The organism is Chitinophaga varians (assembly GCF_014529945.1).
Taxonomy (GTDB): domain Bacteria; phylum Bacteroidota; class Bacteroidia; order Chitinophagales; family Chitinophagaceae; genus Chitinophaga; species Chitinophaga varians.
The window spans coordinates 99,777-116,481 of record NZ_JACVFB010000007.1; the positions used below are offsets into that span (position 1 = coordinate 99,777).

Consider the following 16,705-nt stretch of genomic DNA (forward strand, 5'->3'; position numbering starts at 1 on the left):
TTTTTCAACAGGTTATTCTTTCCAGACAAGCACACCACCTGGTTTTATGGTCTTTTCTCCGATCAGTACGCGGGCAGCCGCGCTCATGTTCATAGTGTAGTCATCAGAGGCGTAATTCACCGCCACATGAAAACCGTCCCGCCAGTAGACCAACACACCCGGCGGGTAATTTTCCGTAGTGGCCCCCGCCGCAGTATAGACATCCCGCAACACGTCTCTTTCCAGTTTCGCGTCATCAGTGTCTACGCCGATATAGGTAACAGAACCTTTGCCAAGCTTTCGTTTTACCACTGCGGCAGCGCCTTTATAAAACTGATCATTGTAGACGGCCACTGCTTCTGTGTTGGCATCCGGCTGCAGCAGATCTCCCCAGTTGTTCCAGTTGTAATGGCCGGATTTCGTTTGTACGTCTCCGTAATACTGGTCGGGCAGCATATCGAAGGCATTGATACGGGCGCCTATCAACGTTGATAAGGGAGCCGCCCAACCGGTCTCCCAGAGGTAGCCTGCGCGGTTTTTGGCCGCCGTGCGGCAGGTGATGATCAGATGGCCGCCATTAGCAGCATATGTCTCCCATTTCTTTATCAACCCACTATCCACCAATTCATAAGCCGGTACGATCACAAATTTGTATTTCGAGAGATCCGCTGTTTCTGCAACTACCTCTGTGGGCGCGCCGAAAGATTTGGCTATCTGCAGGAATTTGATCGGATAATTCCAGGAATCCCATTGCCGGGTTTGTCGCTGCTGATCAAAAGACCAGTAGTTTTCCAGGTTCCAGAGGATGGCGGTAGAACGTTTCGCCAGCTTCTCCGGTAAAGGCGCTTTGACATCGGCTTCCTTGCGCAGCGTGTTCATTTCTTTCATGAACTGCATATAGTCGTTGCCGCCCGGCGACGGCGTCACTCCGTCTGTCAGCATAATACCGGAATGATACTGTTCCGCGCCGTAGTTGATCTGTCGGAAACGATAAGAGCATGCCAGCTTTCCACCAGCCGCAAAAATGTGGTACAGCCACATGCGTACTGTACCTGGCAATGGTAACGGTGTAAAGTTGCCCCAGTTCACCGTTCCCGGCTGTATTTCCATGGCGCCGCTAACACCACCCACCGATTTATAATATTCGGCGGCGAAGAGGATCACGTTACTGTTACCTAATCGGAATCCCTGTTTGCCGATGTTATTAGTGCCGCCATTCGGGTAAGCGGTGTACGTAGCAAAGTCCAGTTGCTTCGTGCGCCGTGGATCAGCGCCGGGAGACACGGCCGTATAATTGGTGGTGATGAACTGATGTTGTGAAATATTTACACGTAAGGTACGCGCCTGAAAATCGAGGTATTCCGCCTGCACATCGGCCATATATCGTTTGAAATCGAGCACGGCATGCGGGTTGCTGCCCCACCAGCCAACGAGGTTCACGTTCGGAATGAAGACCTGGTCAAAACTGTTGTACCACTGGCTCCAGAAGGCATTGCCCCACACCGTGTTCAAGGTGTCAATAGCGTGATATTTATTTTTCAGCCATTGCCGGAACGCCTCCTGTGAAGCCGGGCTGAAATCGGGCTTTGCATCCGGTTCATTATCCAGCTGCCAGCCTATCACGTTTTCATTTTTGCCATACCGCTGCGCCATTTTAGTGACGATGGTTTCCACCAGGCGGCGGTATACCGGGCTTGCCACCGATCCCAGGCCGCGGGTGCCATGCTCGCCGCGGATATATTGGCTGTTCATCTGAAAAGTTTCGGGATACTGGTAGCGTAGCCAGGCGGGCGGCGTGGCCGAGGGCGTACACATCACTACTTTCAGGTGATACTTTGCGCAGAGGTCCATTACTTTATCCAACCACACAAAATCAAACTTCCCTTCTTCCGGTTCCATCTTGCTCCACGCAAACTCCGCGAGGTGCACAAATTCAAAACCCATCTCCGAAATCCTTTTGATATCGCGCTCCCACAGGTCCGGGTCCCAATGTTCGGGATAATAATAAATACCCGTTGTGATCAGGCGCTTAGCCGGGAAAAAGGGATGGTCCTGTTGGGAAAAAGCCTGCGACACCGTTAGTGTCGCCAATAGCCATAACAGCGAAATACTTTTTTTCATTTACCAGATTTTATCATGAAACTATCATTTGATTTTGACGACCCGGATATTGTCAATAGCGGCATACAACCCGGTAGCGGTAGGCGAAGCAGAAAAATTAGCGGTCTGGATGTTCACGGGGCCTGCGCCGGTGCTGGTGAGTAATGTCGTCAGGTCCGTGGCGCTCACGCCTTTGCCATCGTTCGATCGGAAACTGCTAAAGGGAATGGTCACGGTACGCCAGCCTTTGGTGACATAGCTGGCAACCGTGCCCGTGGCGCTCTGCCACGGTTCATAACGCGCCAGATAGTCCCTGCTGTAATTTCTGACGATGTAGATGGTCGTGCCGTTCCAGGCTGACGGCACGTTGATCTCAAATTTCAGTGCGTATTGATCTATCGCCACCTGCAGGCTGTCATGCGGCACCCATTGCACCTCATTGGTATTGATGCTGCGCTGATCGCCCCACCAGGTGCCGTCGCCACCGGCCAGCACGCCGTTTTTCAGCACGGCATATGTGCCGCTGTTACCGGGGAAGTCTGTACCGGTGCTTTCCAGGTTCGTACCCCAACCGAATGGATTAATATCATCGAAATTGCAGAGCATACCGGTGGCCAGGTCGTTGACATTGTATTGGGTGGAATCTGCGCCGGACTTTGTGACTACTTCCACTTTGCCGCTATGGTCCAGCTGCGGCAGGATAAACCCAATAGATGTGCCATCGGCCGTCGCCGTGAAATCATGGATTGGTTTGCCGGCAAAAGTGACCTGTTTGGTAAAAAAGAAATTGGTGCCATATATGTATACAGAATCGCCCGCATGCGCATTTTCATTGGAAACACCGGTGATGGCCGGCGGTGGCGCCTCAATATTGAAAGAGAAGGTAGCCGTGCCCTTCGGCGTGATATACCGGATGACATTCAGGTTCTCAGCAGCAACAGACGGAAAAGGTATTACTTCCGGCACCTGCATGACGGCACTGGTATCAGAAAACATGACGCTTTTAATACTGGCAGGCACGCCGTTGAACGTCACCGCCAGGGCACCCTGCAGGTGTTGGCCGGACAATACGACCCATTGCCCCGGCTGCACCGCCGTCAACAACGTATCATTGGGAGAGGCCGCATAATTTCTCACCTGTGTGATCAGGGGGCCATTGCCGTCTCGGTCTTTCCTGCAGGCAGCCTGCACCAGTGTCATCACCCCGGCGAGCATCCATAACAACAACCTGCTGACTGAGTTTGAGATCAATTTATTCACTGGAATAATTTTTACATGTTAGTAATAGGATACCGGAGGCTCCAGCAGCTTAGGATTAGCCGTCACTTCGGAAGAAGGGACCGGAAAAGAAAAGCTGTGGATGGTGGCAGGCGTGATCACACCATAGGGATCGGCAGGCGTGACCACATTATTAGTGTAGGAAAACGTTACCCGCGCTTCCCCGTTCAATTTGCTGATCGCCTTCACAGGATTGTAATACGACAAACGCACGAGGTCTGTCCAGTACTGCCCTTCTGCCGCCAGTTCAAGCCTGCGTTCTATGAGCACGCTGTCAGCGTCTATCGACGGAGCCGGATTTATGCCTGCCCTTTCCCGCACTTTGTTGAAATAAAGCAGCGCCTCGGCATTGCTGGTAGCAGCATTATTACCCAACACCGCTTCTGCATAAATGAGGTATACGTCTGCCAGCCTTAGCAAGGCGTTATGTTCTGTGGAGGACGACAGCGTCATGGTGGGGGCATTGTTATCTTTGTTCGTCCCGATGATATGCTTTTTTAATCCGCAGTCGCCGGTAAAGTGATACCCACCACCGGCGGCATTCAGCTCCGTATAATAATCCCCCTTCAGCATGAAAGTGGCTTTACGCCTGACGGAATCCTGCGAGGTGTAACACTTATACAGGTCTACGGTAGGACGGATATTGAACCATCCAGGCTGACCGTTAGCAGATATTTCTGCGCCGCCGGGCGAATAGATCTGTAACATATTTCCTTCCAGCCAGGCGCCACCGGGTGCCCACTGCAAAGCGAATAATGATTCAGGGTTATCATTAAACTGTGTTTTAAAAATATCGGCATAATTGCGCAGCAGTGACAGGCCACTGTTCCTGCATACATTGCCGGCATATTTCCGGGCGCTGTCCAGGAGCGCCTGATCGCGTGTGCCTGAATGATGGAGGCCTGCTGCCGTCAGATACACTTTGCCTAACATACCCTGCGCCGACCAGGTAGTCACCCTCCCCGCCACATCTGCGGACGGCAGGTTTTGCGCTGCAAAAGTCAGATCGCTGATCACAAAGCGGAATACATCTTCCGTCTTTATCCGGTTGACCAGCGGGGAGATCACCAGTTTACTGTTATCTTCTATCACCGGTACTGCGCCCCAGTGCACTGCCAGGTTATAATAGGCGAAGCCACGTATAAACCGGGCCTCCGCGATGGCGGCATTTTTGTTTCCTGCGGAAATGCTGTCCGGCGCTTTCTGTTTAATAGCGTTGATGGTAACATTGCAATGCGCAATGATGTTATACATCGACTTCCAGTTGGAAATCATAATTCCATTTAGTCCGGTGACAGAGAAGGTGTTCAACTGTACAGCGTCTCCCCAATACCCAACGGCCAGATTGCCACTGAGCACATCCCCCACCGGCAGGTAACAACTGTAGTTCCAGTCGCCCCAGGGAGAGCCCGCATACAGTGCCGCTGTGGCCAATCGCAGGTCATTGGTGGACTGGTAAAAATTATCCGCGCTGATCTGAGACAGCGGCGGGCGGTCGAGGAAACTTTTTGAACATCCCGCCAGCATGGTCACCAGTATCTGGCAGAACAATATTTTTATGATAGACTTCATAACGATCCGAATTAGCGTGAATTACTTTATTTGGTCAGCTTTACATTGGCGCCAATGGTGAACGTCCGTGGCTGCGGATAGAATCCATTGTCAATACCGGCACTCAGCGGGTCCCAGGAGCCGATTTCAGGGTCCAGGCCCGAATAATTGGTGATGATAAATGCATTGGAAACATTGACATACAACCGCAGATAGTGGATACGGATTTTACTGAGCAGCTTGTCCGGCAGCGCATACCCCAGCGATATGTTTTTGCATCGCAGGAAAGTGCCGCTTTCCACAAACTTGTCTGAGTTGCGGTTGTTATCATTGGTATTGTCATTTCTCAGGCCAACGATCCTGGTATCCGGATTTTTCACATAGACGTTTTTGATATCCGTCGGAGAGCCTTCCGGATTTATCAGCGCCAGCTGTGCATAGTTCATGAGCGAACGGAGATAACCGAAACTGGTACCGGGATAATCACCGTTTATCCGAAGCTGATTAAATACTTTGTTGCCGATGTTGGCATTGAAGAAAATGTTGAGATCAAAATTTTTATAGGAGAAAGTATTATTCAGGCCGATCTGATATGTTGGAATGGGCGACCCGAGGAAGGTCTGGTCCAGCTCATTGATGATACCGTCGCCGTTAAAATCTTTAAACTTCAGGTCTCCATACCAGATACTGCCACCAGCGGCGCCCACGGGCAGCGGCACCCCGTTCTTTACCGGCAGTGCATGGGTCTCAAAATCTTTCTGAGTGGCAAAAACGCCGCCATCGATGACATAGCCGTAGAATTCACCAATGGACCTGCCCACAACAGTTTTGCTATAGGGCCTGTCCAGTGAAGCGCCGTCGGTATTCAGCCTGATCACTTCATTGATATTACGTGAAACAGTAACGTCTGTTTTCCAGGTGAATTTTTTTCCCTGGATATTGGTGGAACTGATCCTAAAATCGAAGCCTTTGTTATTGACCGTTCCGATGTTCACAAAAGGAGCATCCAGTGAGCCGGGCGCCCAACCGATGGCCGTTCCGGAATACAACGGCAGCGGGACCTGCATCACCAGTCCGTCTGTTCTCCGGTTATAAAAATCGACGGAGAAATTCAGCCGCCAGTTAAAAAATGTTCCGTCCAGTCCGATGTTCGCATATTTGGTTTTTTCCCACTGCACATATGGGTTGCCTACGTTGACAGTGAGTTGCGCCACTCCCGTGAGGCCCGTTGCTACCGTGGTCAGCGTAGAGGTATAAGCGTAGTCCCTGATATTCTGGTTGTTGGTCAGGCCATATCCCAACCTTAACTTCAGGTCGTTCATCTGTTGGAACTGTTGTAAAAAATCTTCGTTCTTCAGCTTCCAGGCGAATGCACCCGACCAGGTAGTTACCCAGCGGTTTTCCGGGGCAAACTTCGAAGACCCGTCTGCGCGTACGTTGGCAGTGAACAGGTATTTATCATGGATACCCATGTTCAGGCGACCGAAATAGGACTCCTGTGCGCTCTGGCCTTTAATGCCCGTATTAGCCGCTGTGGTAGGGTCACCGCTGCTGATAACCTGCACATTGTTGGAAGGGAAATTGGAGCGGGTGGCGCTGGTGCCTTCGTTAGTGCTTAACTGCGCTTCATGTCCGAGCAGCATATTCACATGGTACCTGTTTTTAAAAAGATGTGAATAGGTGAGAAAGTTTCTGACGGTGGTAAACAGGTTTTGATTATAGATATACGCGCCACTGTTATTGATATTTTTTACGAGCCCGAAGGTATAGGAAGGATTAAAACGATCTTCCGTTGCCATGGAAAAGCTCACAGTGGCTTCGTTTCTCAACACAAAATCTTTCAGAAAAGAGATTTCAGCGTATAAATTCCCAAAGAGCTGATTTCTGTTTACCTGGTCTTTATTAATCAGTGCGATGGCATAGGGGTTCACCGTGCTATTGACCCACCCGTTGGGATTATAAGCACCTCCCCAGCTGCCATCTGTATTTTTTACTGCGATGTCCGGTGTTTGGCTCAATGCAGTGTTGATCACATTCGAGCTGGTAGCATTCACGTTTTCTTTGATGTTGATCAGTTGCAGGCTGGTACCGATTTTCAGCCAGTCGGTCGTTTTATTGTCGAGGTTAAGCCTTACCGAAAGCCGTTTAAAGTCGGACCCCAGCGCAATGCCTTCCTGTTTAAAGTACGAGCCGGATAGCAGGTATTGTGTTCTCGCATCCCCGCCGTTAACAGTCAATGAATGATTGTACATGGGAGCGTTTCTGAAAAGCTCTTTTTGCCAGTTGGTACCTCCCCCCAAATATTGCGGGTTGGCAAACTCCGGGCGGGTGTCGAATCCCCAACCCAGGCCTTTGTTGCGTTCATTGATAAAAGCAGCATACTCGCGCAGGTCCATCAACGGCATTTTCTTAGGCAGCTGCTGAAAGCCGGTGTACATGTCGTAGGTAATGGCCGGCGGAGCGATCAATCCTCTTTTGGTGGTGATGACGATCACGCCGTTGGTAGCCTGAGAACCGTAGATGGCAGTAGCAGAAGCATCTTTGAGGACATCTATGGATTCAATCTCAGAAGGATTGATGCCTGCGAGGGGATTGGTACCGGCGCCTGGTGAGGCCGTGCCACCAATGATCACCCCATCGATGACATACAGCGGGGTGGTGGCGCCGAAAGAAGAAATGCCACGTATTTGCACGGACACCGCTCCTCCGGGCTGCCCGGAAATCTGTTGTGCCACCAGTCCCGGCACCTTTCCCTGCAAGGCCTGATCGAAAGTGACCGGTTGCGTTCTCCGGAGCTCATCTCCTGTGACAGAAGAGATAGCACCGGTAACATCCTTACGTTTTGTTTTTCCATAGCCGATCACCACTATATCTTCCAACTGGGAAATAGTCTCTGCCAGCTCCACCCTGATAGTGCCGGTATTCGTGATCATTACTTCTTTCTTTTGAAATCCCATCATGGAAACGATCAATACATTTCCTGCCGACGCATCGATGAAGAAACGTCCGGCTTCATCCGTGACAGCATGACGATTGGTATTTTTTAGGGTAACAGAAGCTCCCGGTATAGGGGCAGCATTCTTCTGATGAGAGACAGTACCGCTTATTCCGGGAGTTTGGGCAAAACCATAGGTACTGACAAGGAGTGCCCATAGCAGCCATACAGGCAGCATTGCCTGAAAGCGATTTATTTTGGTTGAGCGCATAACAATTTTTTTAGGACAGCAAAATTTCTGGTATTCACCAGTAAGTACCCCAAAGCAATCGGATGGAAATCCGATTGCATGAACGTTCGAGAATCAGGGGTATTACCGGTTGTGCAATGAGAGGGTGTTGTCAGAATGAGTATCGTCGACGGTGTGCCGGATGTTCCCGGTAAACCGCATCTTTACCGGGAACAAAACACCATCCGGCGATATCTCCTGAAAATGAGTACGGGATAAATAGTATATCCGGTAGTAATAATGCTTTCAATCGCGCAATAAATTGCCGTCGGCCTTTGCGACCGTGGAACAGTTGAAGTTTCATATACGTGGATTAGGTATTGTAAAAATAGGGGGCTATATCTGTATTGATGGATCCCTATTGTTGCAATCAGCGGGTTGATTTGTTACAAATACCTGATTCCACTGTCTGTTCCCGCCTCATTCTTATTAAATTAATCCTGCCGCCTGCATGTGTTCCCAGAAAGCAGGCGGAATGACTTTATTGATCATCTCAACATTTTCGTTGACCCTGGCAGCCTTTGTGGTGTTAACCGCCACGCTCCTTACGCCCGGAATATGCCGGCCAAAACTTAAACACGCCTCCGCAGGTTTGATTTGATATTCCCCGCATATGCAGTTGAAACGTTCGCGCCATTCAAAATAGGGGGCATCTTCCGGCCGACTGCTGTCCAGCTTCCGGTAATCGAAGTAATCGCTGCCCAGCAGGAACCCGGAATGATACACTGCCGAGTTGATGACGTGAACACCTTTTTTTTCCTGCCCGTCGATAAAAGACAATAGTTCCGGCGGATGGAAGAATACCGTCAGGCTGTTTGCCACCATCATCCAGTCGAGCGGGATGTCCTGTGTTATCTGCTGCAGCACCTTCCAATCCTTGGCGCCCACTCCCACTGCGGCCACCCGTCCTTTTTCTTTCAGATCAAAAAGTGCCTGGTAAGCCTGGAGGATATCATCGTATAGCCGTGCACGGTGCTGTGCATCATTTGCCTGGGCGAGGTATTCATCCGGATCGTGCACAGAAACCATCTGCGGCGTAAAGCCTCCGAGCAGCTCGTTGCCCTGTTCAAAACATTCCATGATGCCGTTGTAGCTGATCCGCTGCACGGCGTCGTGCCGCAGGTCTTTCCATACGCCGGGTTCAAAAGTAGGCTCCGGTGTTTTCAGTTCGGTGCGGTACCATCCCAGTTTGTTGCTGATAATCACCGTCGACGGGTCCGGCTGCATATCTTTCAAGGCAGCGCCCAATATTTCCAGGGCCAGCCCTGCGCCGTATTTACCAGCCGAATCAAAGACGGTCATCTCCGGCGCATGGCGTATACATTCCTGTACAATATTAAATTTCTCCTGCCGGCTGATGCTGACAAACAGATTACCCAGGCCGCTGGTACCAAAAATCAATTCCGGTAGCGGCTGCCCGTTGATGAGCAATGGTGAACGCATGAAAGCTGTTTTAATCGAGGCTGATCATGGCCTTTACAAGACCTGCATCGGCTATCAGGGAAGGGAATTCCTCCACTATATCGTTAAAGTGTATATGGTGCGTAATGTATTTTTCGGGTGTGATCCTGCCGGTACGGATATTTTCCAGGACCCAGTCGAAGTCTTTCCGCGTAGCATTGCGGCTGCTGAGCAGCGTGCCTTCGCGTTTATGAAATTCCGGATGGCTGAAAGTGATGTCGCCTTTTTGCAGTCCCACCAACACGTACCGCCCTGCGTGCGACATGAAGCGGAAGGCGTTGTTGATCGCATGCAGATTGCCGGTGGCATCTATTACCACGGTAGGCATATCCTCATCGGTGGCCGCTCTTATTTTCGCTTCCAGGTGGTCGTCCTGCGCGTTGAAGGCTGCTTTTACACCGGCTATTTTTTTAGCCCGGGCCAGGCGGTTATCATTCACGTCCACCGCCAGCACATGAGCGCCGGTAATAGCCGCCATTTCCATTGTTGCCAGCCCGATCGGCCCTGCCCCTACTACCAGCACATTTTCCTGTGGCAGTACTGCAGCCCGCCTGACACCATGCGCCGCAATAGCAAATGGCTCCACCAATGCCAGCCGGTCGGGGTCCATTCCTTCAGCAGAGAGCACCAGGCGCGAGGGCACCATCAGCAGCTCCGCCATCCCGCCATCGGCATGAACGCCTATCACCTGCATATGTTGGCAGCAATTGGTATGCCCGCTGCGGCAGGCTATACATTTGCCACAATGCTGATAAGGAATAACGGTGACCCGGTCACCTTTGCGCAGGCGTGGTGCATCGCCCTCCACAAATTCGGCCGCCAGCTCGTGGCCCAGCACACGGGGATAGTTAAAATAAGGCTGCGTGCCTCCAAAAGCATGGATATCGGTGCCACATATCCCGATACGCCGTATTTTTATAATGGAATAACCGGGTAAACATACCGGCTCCGGAACTTCACGGTATTCCAACTGCCCCGGCTTAATACATGAAATGATCCGCATGGACTCTGTTTAAAAAGCGACATTGTTCCGGGACGGTAGTTGTCGGCATAGATGACTAATGGCAACAAAACAAGACCTCAAGATCAGTCCCTTCATGAAAAAAAACGTTTATATCTCTCTCAAAAGTACCCATCGTATTATTTTCATACTTTACTTATATCGATAAAAAATTGTACTTTATCGATATTTCTTATTTTCCGTATTTACCATGGGCAGAGAACTGACGCACCCCAACTTTATATTGCTGAACATCGGCCATGCGGTACACAATGCCGACTGGAACTGGCGGAAGGTCTGCAGTCCTTTTATCAGGGTGCATTTTGTGGAAAGCGGCACCGCCCGGCTTATCCGCGAGGACAGAGTATATGAGCTGACCAGGAACCACCTGTACCTTACACCGGCTTATACCAGTCACGGGTACAAATGCGAAGGTCATCTGTCTTTGTATTACCTCCATATTTATGAAGAACAGGGTGATCATACCAGCCTCTTTGACCTGATAGATGTTCCGGTGGAGATAAAAGCCGATCCATTGGTCATACAGCTGATCAAACGCCTGGCCCGTATCCACCCTGAGCGGAAGCTGCCGCATTTTGATCCCTGGTCTTATGATAACCTGCCTACGCTTGCCCGTAACATCGCCCGCCAACATGCGGCGCCGCTGGGCTTCGAAATGGAGGCGCAAGGCATCATCAGGCAGATCATATCCAGGTTTCTGATGCAGGCTGCCGACAAAAACCTGCATATTGACAAACGCATTCTGCAATCGCTGCACTACATCCGCACCCACCTGCACAAGCCCATCAGCGTAGACACATTGGCAGCGAACAGCTTCCTTACCAAAGACCATTTTATCCGGCTGTTCAAAAAAGACATGGGCTGCACACCGGGGAAATATATTATCGAGCAGAAAATAGAAAAAGCACAACGGATAATGATGACCCGCGACATCGCCATCAAAGACCTGGCGTACAGCCTTGGATTTGAGAACGATGCGTATTTTAACCGGTTTTTCAAAAAACAAACCGGGGAGAATCCGGGACATTATAAAAAGAAGATACGGCAGCTGGCAGGTGGCGATATCCCGCAACAACAACGGTGATACTATTCGTCCTTAAAACGACAAAGCACAACAGGTATCTGTTGTGCTTTGTCGTTTTAAATACGCTGTTATATTCCCTGTTTACTAAAAGATAGCATTGTTGATAAGGTTCTCCAGCCACTCCTGCTTTCCACTGATTTGCGCCGGCGCGCCTCCTGCGAAAGCCAGTTGCCGCAGGTCTTCGAGTGAAAGCTTTCCTTCTTCAAATTCCCTGCCTTTGCCTGTATCAAATGATGCGTAGCGGTCCTGGCGGAATTTTTTATAGGACGTTTGTGTGAGTACTTTCTCTGCGATCACGGCAGCGCGCGCAAAAGTATCAATGCCGCCGATATGCGCGTGGAATATATCTTCCAGGTCCGTCGAATTACGCCTGGTTTTGGCGTCGAAGTTCACGCCTCCGCCGGAGAACCCGCCGGCTTCGAGGATGATCAGCATGCTTTCGATGAGTTCATTCAGACTGGTGGGGAACTGGTCGGTATCCCAGCCATTCTGGGCATCTCCGCGGTTGGCATCGATGCTGCCCAGCATACCGGCATCGGCAGCAACCTGCAGTTCGTGCTGGAAAGTGTGCCCCGCCAGTGTAGCGTGGTTTACCTCGATATTCAGTTTGAAGTCCTTTTCCAGTCCATACCGTTGCAGGAAACCGATGACAGTGGCGCTGTCAAAATCGTACTGATGTTTGGTGGGCTCACAGGGTTTAGGCTCGATAAAGAATGTGCCTTTAAAGCCCTGCTTCCGTGCGTAGTCGCGGGCCATGCCCAGGAAACGCGCCAGATGTTCCTGCTCCCGTTTCATGTCCGTATTCAGCAGGGTCATGTATCCTTCACGACCTCCCCAGAAAACATAATTCTCGCCCCCTAACGCGATGGTGGCATCCAGTGCGTTTTTCACCTGTGTGGCAGCGTAGGTCACCACCGTAAAATCAGGATTGGTGGCAGCGCCGTTCATATACCTGGGATGACTGAATACATTGGCCGTACCCCAGAGCAGCTTCACGCCGCTGGCGGCCTGCTTCTGGCGGGCATAGTCCACGATCAGCTGCATCCGCTTTTCGTAGGTGGCCAGGTCTGTGCCTTCATCAATCAGATCTACATCATGAAAACAGTAGTAGGGCAATCCCATTTTGGTGATAAACTCAAACGCTGCGTCCATCTTGTCTTTGGCACTTTGTTCAGCGTCTGTGGAGGTAAGCCAGGGAAAGTTTTTCGTGCCTGGCCCGAAGGGATCAGCGCCGGTACCACAGAAGGTATGCCAGTAGCTGACTGCAAAGCGGAAAAGTTCCTTCATGGATTTTCCGGCGATGATCCTGTTTTCATCATACCACTTATAGGCGAGTGGATTGTCTGACTGCGGGCCTTCGTAACTGATTTTGCCTATCCCTTTAAAATACTCTTGATTTCCGTTTGTGATGTTCATAAGGTGGATTTTTAAAATGATTATAATTTTGAACGTAATTCGGTAAGCCATTTGCCATAGGCATCACCATACTGTGTCTGAAGGGCTGTTTCCGGTTCAATTACCATCAGGCGCTCCATTCCCCGGAAAGCGTCTTCCATGCTCACATATCCGGCGCCGATGGCAGCACCGCGCGCGGCTCCCTGCGCGCCGTCGGTATTATACAGTTCTATCACCGTGTTGGCCGTATTGGCAAAGATTTCGCGGAACAGCGGACTAAGAAACATATTGGCGTTGCCGGCCCGCACCCGATGCACTTTAAGGTCCATGGTGGACATGATCTCCAGTCCATAGTTTAGACCAAAAACAATCCCCTCCTGCACGGCCCGCAATAGTTGTCTGCGGCCATGCCTGTTGAAGTCCAGGTACCTGACGGAAGCACCGATATGCCTGCTGCCCAGTATCCTCTCCGCACCATTCCCAAACGGATATACCAGCAGCCCGTCTGCGCCGGGCGCGCATGCTGCCGCTTCGCTGTTCATCGCTGCGTAGTCAACATCGCCCAGCAAATTTTTCAACCAGCTGTTGGCAATTCCTGTCCCGTTGAGACACATCAGCACCCCGTCGCGGAGATGCTGCTCATCGTTGCTCACATGCACGAAAGTGTTCACCCGGCTTTGCAGGTCGGACGCATGTTTGTCGTGCACCGCATATACCACGCCCGAAGTGCCCGCTGTTGCAGCTGCTTCCCCCGGCCGCAGCACGTTGAGCGATAAAGCATTGTTGGGCTGGTCCCCCGCGCGGTAAGTAACGGGGATACCTGCCGGTAGGTGTAGCGCGGCAGCTGCGGCGGCCGTCAGTACGCCCTGTGTGCCGAAAGCAGGCACGATGGCAGGGACCAGGCTTTCATCGATCTGATAATAATCCAGCAATGTCCGGCTGATCGTATTGGCCTTGAAATCCCACAAAACTCCTTCTGAAAGACCGGAAACAGTGGTACGGACATCGCCGGTAAGTTTCATGGCAATGAAATCGCCCGGCAGCATGACCTTATCAATGCGTTCATAGACATGTGGTTCGTTTTCGTATACCCACCGCAATTTGGAAGCCGTAAAATTTCCCGGGGAATTCAGCAGATGGTCGAGGCAATATTCTTTCCCCAAGGCGCTGAAGGCCCTGTTGCCGATATGCACCGCACGGCTGTCGCACCAGATAATAGCCGGGCGCAGCACCTGCTGTTGCTTGTCCACGCACACGAGGCCATGCATCTGATAGGCAATGCCAATACCGCCAATGGCGGAAAAATCAATGCGGGCCTGTTGCCTCAGCATCTCTGTAGCGGCGATGATCTCCTGCCACCAGCTTTCCGGTTCCTGCTCTGCCCAGCCCTTAGCGGGCACCTGTATGGGCATCTCCCGGGAGGGACTGATGGCTGATGCCACACATCTGCCACTATCCGCATCCAGCAATGCAGCCTTTATAGAAGAGGAACCAATATCGTAACCAATAAAATACATGACTATTAATTTAACCCAATGAGATTAAAATACTTTGTAACCCTATCCCGGCGAAGGATACGGCCAACACCTATGTCCTGAACACAAGTGTTTATCCAACCAATGATGATGCAATAAAGGTACGTGGCAGCACTTCCCGCAACTACTCCTATTATCTACAAAACATAAACTATTATACACGGTGAGCGTAAAAAACGCCTGTTAACACAGGAATTCCTATCTTAGTTTTCCGACATTGCCGGTTAAGAGCGACCCGGACTATTTTTCCCGGCGTCGCCGCCAACATATTATAATATTTTTACTCATGAGTATCATGAAGCCGTTAATCGAGAAGCTCACGTTATCTGAAAATACTTCCTTTGTGGCCAGGACCTATCGTACGCCTAACTTTGAGGTGCCCTGGCATCAGCACAATGAATATGAACTCATCCTGATATTGGAGGGGGAAGGCACTGCTTTTGTGGGAGATCATATCGGTGATTTCAGCCCCGGAGATATTTTCTTTCTCGCACCCAACCTGCCCCATACCTTTCAGAAGGCCGGAAATGTGATCACCAGCGCAGTGGTGATTCAATTCTCCGATGATACTGTAGGAAGCGATCTGATTAATTTACCGGAAGGAGCATATATAAAAAACCTGTTGCTGGCGGCCACACAGGGATTGAAGATAATCGGCCATTGCAGAGAGAAAATGGCCGGTATCATACGAGACCTGGAAAATCAGCAGCGTTTTGCACGCATCATCAGCCTCTTTCAGTGCCTGAATATGATGGCGGAATCAAAAGAATACCTGGCACTGTCCTCACAGGCGCCAGACACCGTCTATAGTTTACAACAGGAGGAAATCGACCTGATACTTCAATATACCAATCGTAACTTCCGAAATAAAATCAGTCTCCGGGAAGTATCGATGGTAGTCAACATGAGTATCCCCGCCTTCTGTAAATATTTCCGCAGGAGCACCAAAAAAACCTATGTCGATTATCTAAACGAAATCAGGATAGGCCATGCCTGCAAGCTGCTGAAAGACACCAACAAAAGCGTGATTGAAATATGTTTCGAAAGCGGTTTCAACACGCTCCCCAACTTTAACAAACAGTTCCTGAAATATAAATCCATCCCCCCATCCACCTTCAGAAAAATGACCAAGCATCCGTTAGTCGGGATTTCGGCAGATGATGACTACCGAATATTGTCAGAACAATAGTATTTACTATTCTTTCAACCCGAAAACACGCTGAGAAAACAGATACAGGTTACGGTCCCACTCCTGATTATCATGCCCGTTAGTATCTACATTCCACACGTGGGGAATCCCCGTTTCGCTAAGATACTGGTGCGCCTTTTCACTAATGGCAAAAAGGCCATCTTTATTACCACATCCCAGCCATAACAGTTTCAGCTTTTCCCGGGCAGCTTTGACATCCGGAATAAATTCAACATCGTTATACATGCCTCCAAACCTGTTGGTATTGGGCGCCGAAGAGAACCCGCCTACATAGGCAAAAGTTTCCAGGTGATGCAGGCCAATATTCAATGACTGTCCACCTCCCATTGACAAGCCCGCTATAGCACGATGCTCGCGGTCATGAAGGGTAGCATAGTGTGAATCGATGTAAGGAATGATATCTTCCAGTAAATCCGTCTCAAATGGTTTTCGGTAACCTTCAAAACCATCCGCTCTCCCCGAACGACTGGCTGTGGCAGTATCTGTTACTGTCAGCCTGGCATCACAGTTTGGGAAAACTATGATTACAGGCTGAATTTTGCCTTCTGCGATCAGGTTATCCGCAATATTATCTGCCTGGCACCATTCCGTCCATTGACGATAGTCGGCCCCCACCCCATGTAACAGGTACAGCACGGGATACTTCTTGTCTGCCGAATATCCGGGAGGCGTGTATACATTCATTTCCCGGAGCTTCCCCAGTGTTTTTGATTCGTACCGGACGGCTGTCAATTTTCCATGCGGGATATTATTGCGCACCGCATTAAATCCTGCCGGCGGCTCCGCAAAAGTAGGCACAGAGTCCTTTTGAAAAGAAACCTTATTGGTTATTGCCAGGCTGGTATGACTGGCAATAACCAATAAGGT

Annotated in this window: 11 protein-coding genes; 2 read left to right on the top strand and 9 right to left on the bottom strand. The window is 50.5% G+C overall.

Annotation, left to right across the window (positions count from 1 at the left end; genetic code table 11):
• Nucleotides 1-12: 12 nt before the first annotated feature.
• From ICL55_RS29215 to ICL55_RS29240, 6 genes are all read right to left on the bottom strand, one after another.
• Nucleotides 13-2,100: a beta-galactosidase gene (locus ICL55_RS29215; RefSeq protein ID WP_188104357.1), complete on the bottom strand. Its 2,088-nt coding sequence runs from the start codon at nucleotides 2,098-2,100 to the stop codon at nucleotides 13-15.
• Nucleotides 2,101-2,124: 24 nt separating this feature from the next.
• A complete protein-coding gene (locus ICL55_RS29220) occupies nucleotides 2,125-3,339 on the bottom strand; it encodes a glycan-binding surface protein (RefSeq protein WP_188104359.1) in 1,215 nt (404 codons plus the stop codon).
• A gap of 18 nt (nucleotides 3,340-3,357) precedes the next feature.
• A complete protein-coding gene (locus ICL55_RS29225; RefSeq protein ID WP_188104361.1) occupies nucleotides 3,358-4,929 on the bottom strand; it encodes a RagB/SusD family nutrient uptake outer membrane protein in 1,572 nt (523 codons plus the stop codon).
• A gap of 26 nt (nucleotides 4,930-4,955) precedes the next feature.
• A complete protein-coding gene (locus ICL55_RS29230; protein WP_188104363.1) occupies nucleotides 4,956-8,114 on the bottom strand; it encodes a SusC/RagA family TonB-linked outer membrane protein in 3,159 nt (1,052 codons plus the stop codon).
• A gap of 447 nt (nucleotides 8,115-8,561) precedes the next feature.
• Nucleotides 8,562-9,575, bottom strand: a complete 1,014-nt coding sequence (locus ICL55_RS29235) for an aldo/keto reductase (RefSeq protein ID WP_188104365.1) — start codon at nucleotides 9,573-9,575, stop codon at nucleotides 8,562-8,564.
• A gap of 10 nt (nucleotides 9,576-9,585) precedes the next feature.
• Nucleotides 9,586-10,596, bottom strand: a complete 1,011-nt coding sequence (locus ICL55_RS29240) for a zinc-binding alcohol dehydrogenase family protein (protein ID WP_188104367.1) — start codon at nucleotides 10,594-10,596, stop codon at nucleotides 9,586-9,588.
• 208 nt (nucleotides 10,597-10,804) lie between these two features.
• Here ICL55_RS29240 and ICL55_RS29245 point away from each other — a divergent pair, with 208 nt between their 5' ends.
• Nucleotides 10,805-11,698 carry an AraC family transcriptional regulator gene (locus ICL55_RS29245; RefSeq protein WP_188104369.1) on the top strand — a complete coding sequence of 298 codons (894 nt, stop codon included), beginning with the start codon at nucleotides 10,805-10,807 and terminating at the stop codon, nucleotides 11,696-11,698.
• A gap of 84 nt (nucleotides 11,699-11,782) precedes the next feature.
• On the opposite strand, the gene xylA is transcribed toward ICL55_RS29245, so the two are convergent.
• Nucleotides 11,783-13,114, bottom strand: coding sequence for a xylose isomerase (gene xylA, locus ICL55_RS29250; protein WP_188104371.1), 1,332 nt, complete (start codon nucleotides 13,112-13,114; stop codon nucleotides 11,783-11,785).
• Between the two features lie 20 nt (nucleotides 13,115-13,134).
• Nucleotides 13,135-14,610: a xylulokinase gene (locus ICL55_RS29255; protein WP_188104373.1), complete on the bottom strand. Its 1,476-nt coding sequence runs from the start codon at nucleotides 14,608-14,610 to the stop codon at nucleotides 13,135-13,137.
• A gap of 313 nt (nucleotides 14,611-14,923) precedes the next feature.
• On the opposite strand from ICL55_RS29255, the gene ICL55_RS29260 reads away from it, so the two are divergent.
• On the top strand, nucleotides 14,924-15,817 hold the full coding sequence (locus ICL55_RS29260; RefSeq protein ID WP_188104375.1) for an AraC family transcriptional regulator: 894 nt from the start codon (nucleotides 14,924-14,926) through the stop codon (nucleotides 15,815-15,817).
• A gap of 6 nt (nucleotides 15,818-15,823) precedes the next feature.
• Here the strand turns inward: ICL55_RS29260 and ICL55_RS29265 are convergent, their stop codons facing one another.
• On the bottom strand, nucleotides 15,824-16,636 hold the full coding sequence (locus ICL55_RS29265) for an alpha/beta hydrolase (protein ID WP_223151634.1): 813 nt from the start codon (nucleotides 16,634-16,636) through the stop codon (nucleotides 15,824-15,826).
• Nucleotides 16,637-16,705: the final 69 nt, after the last annotated feature.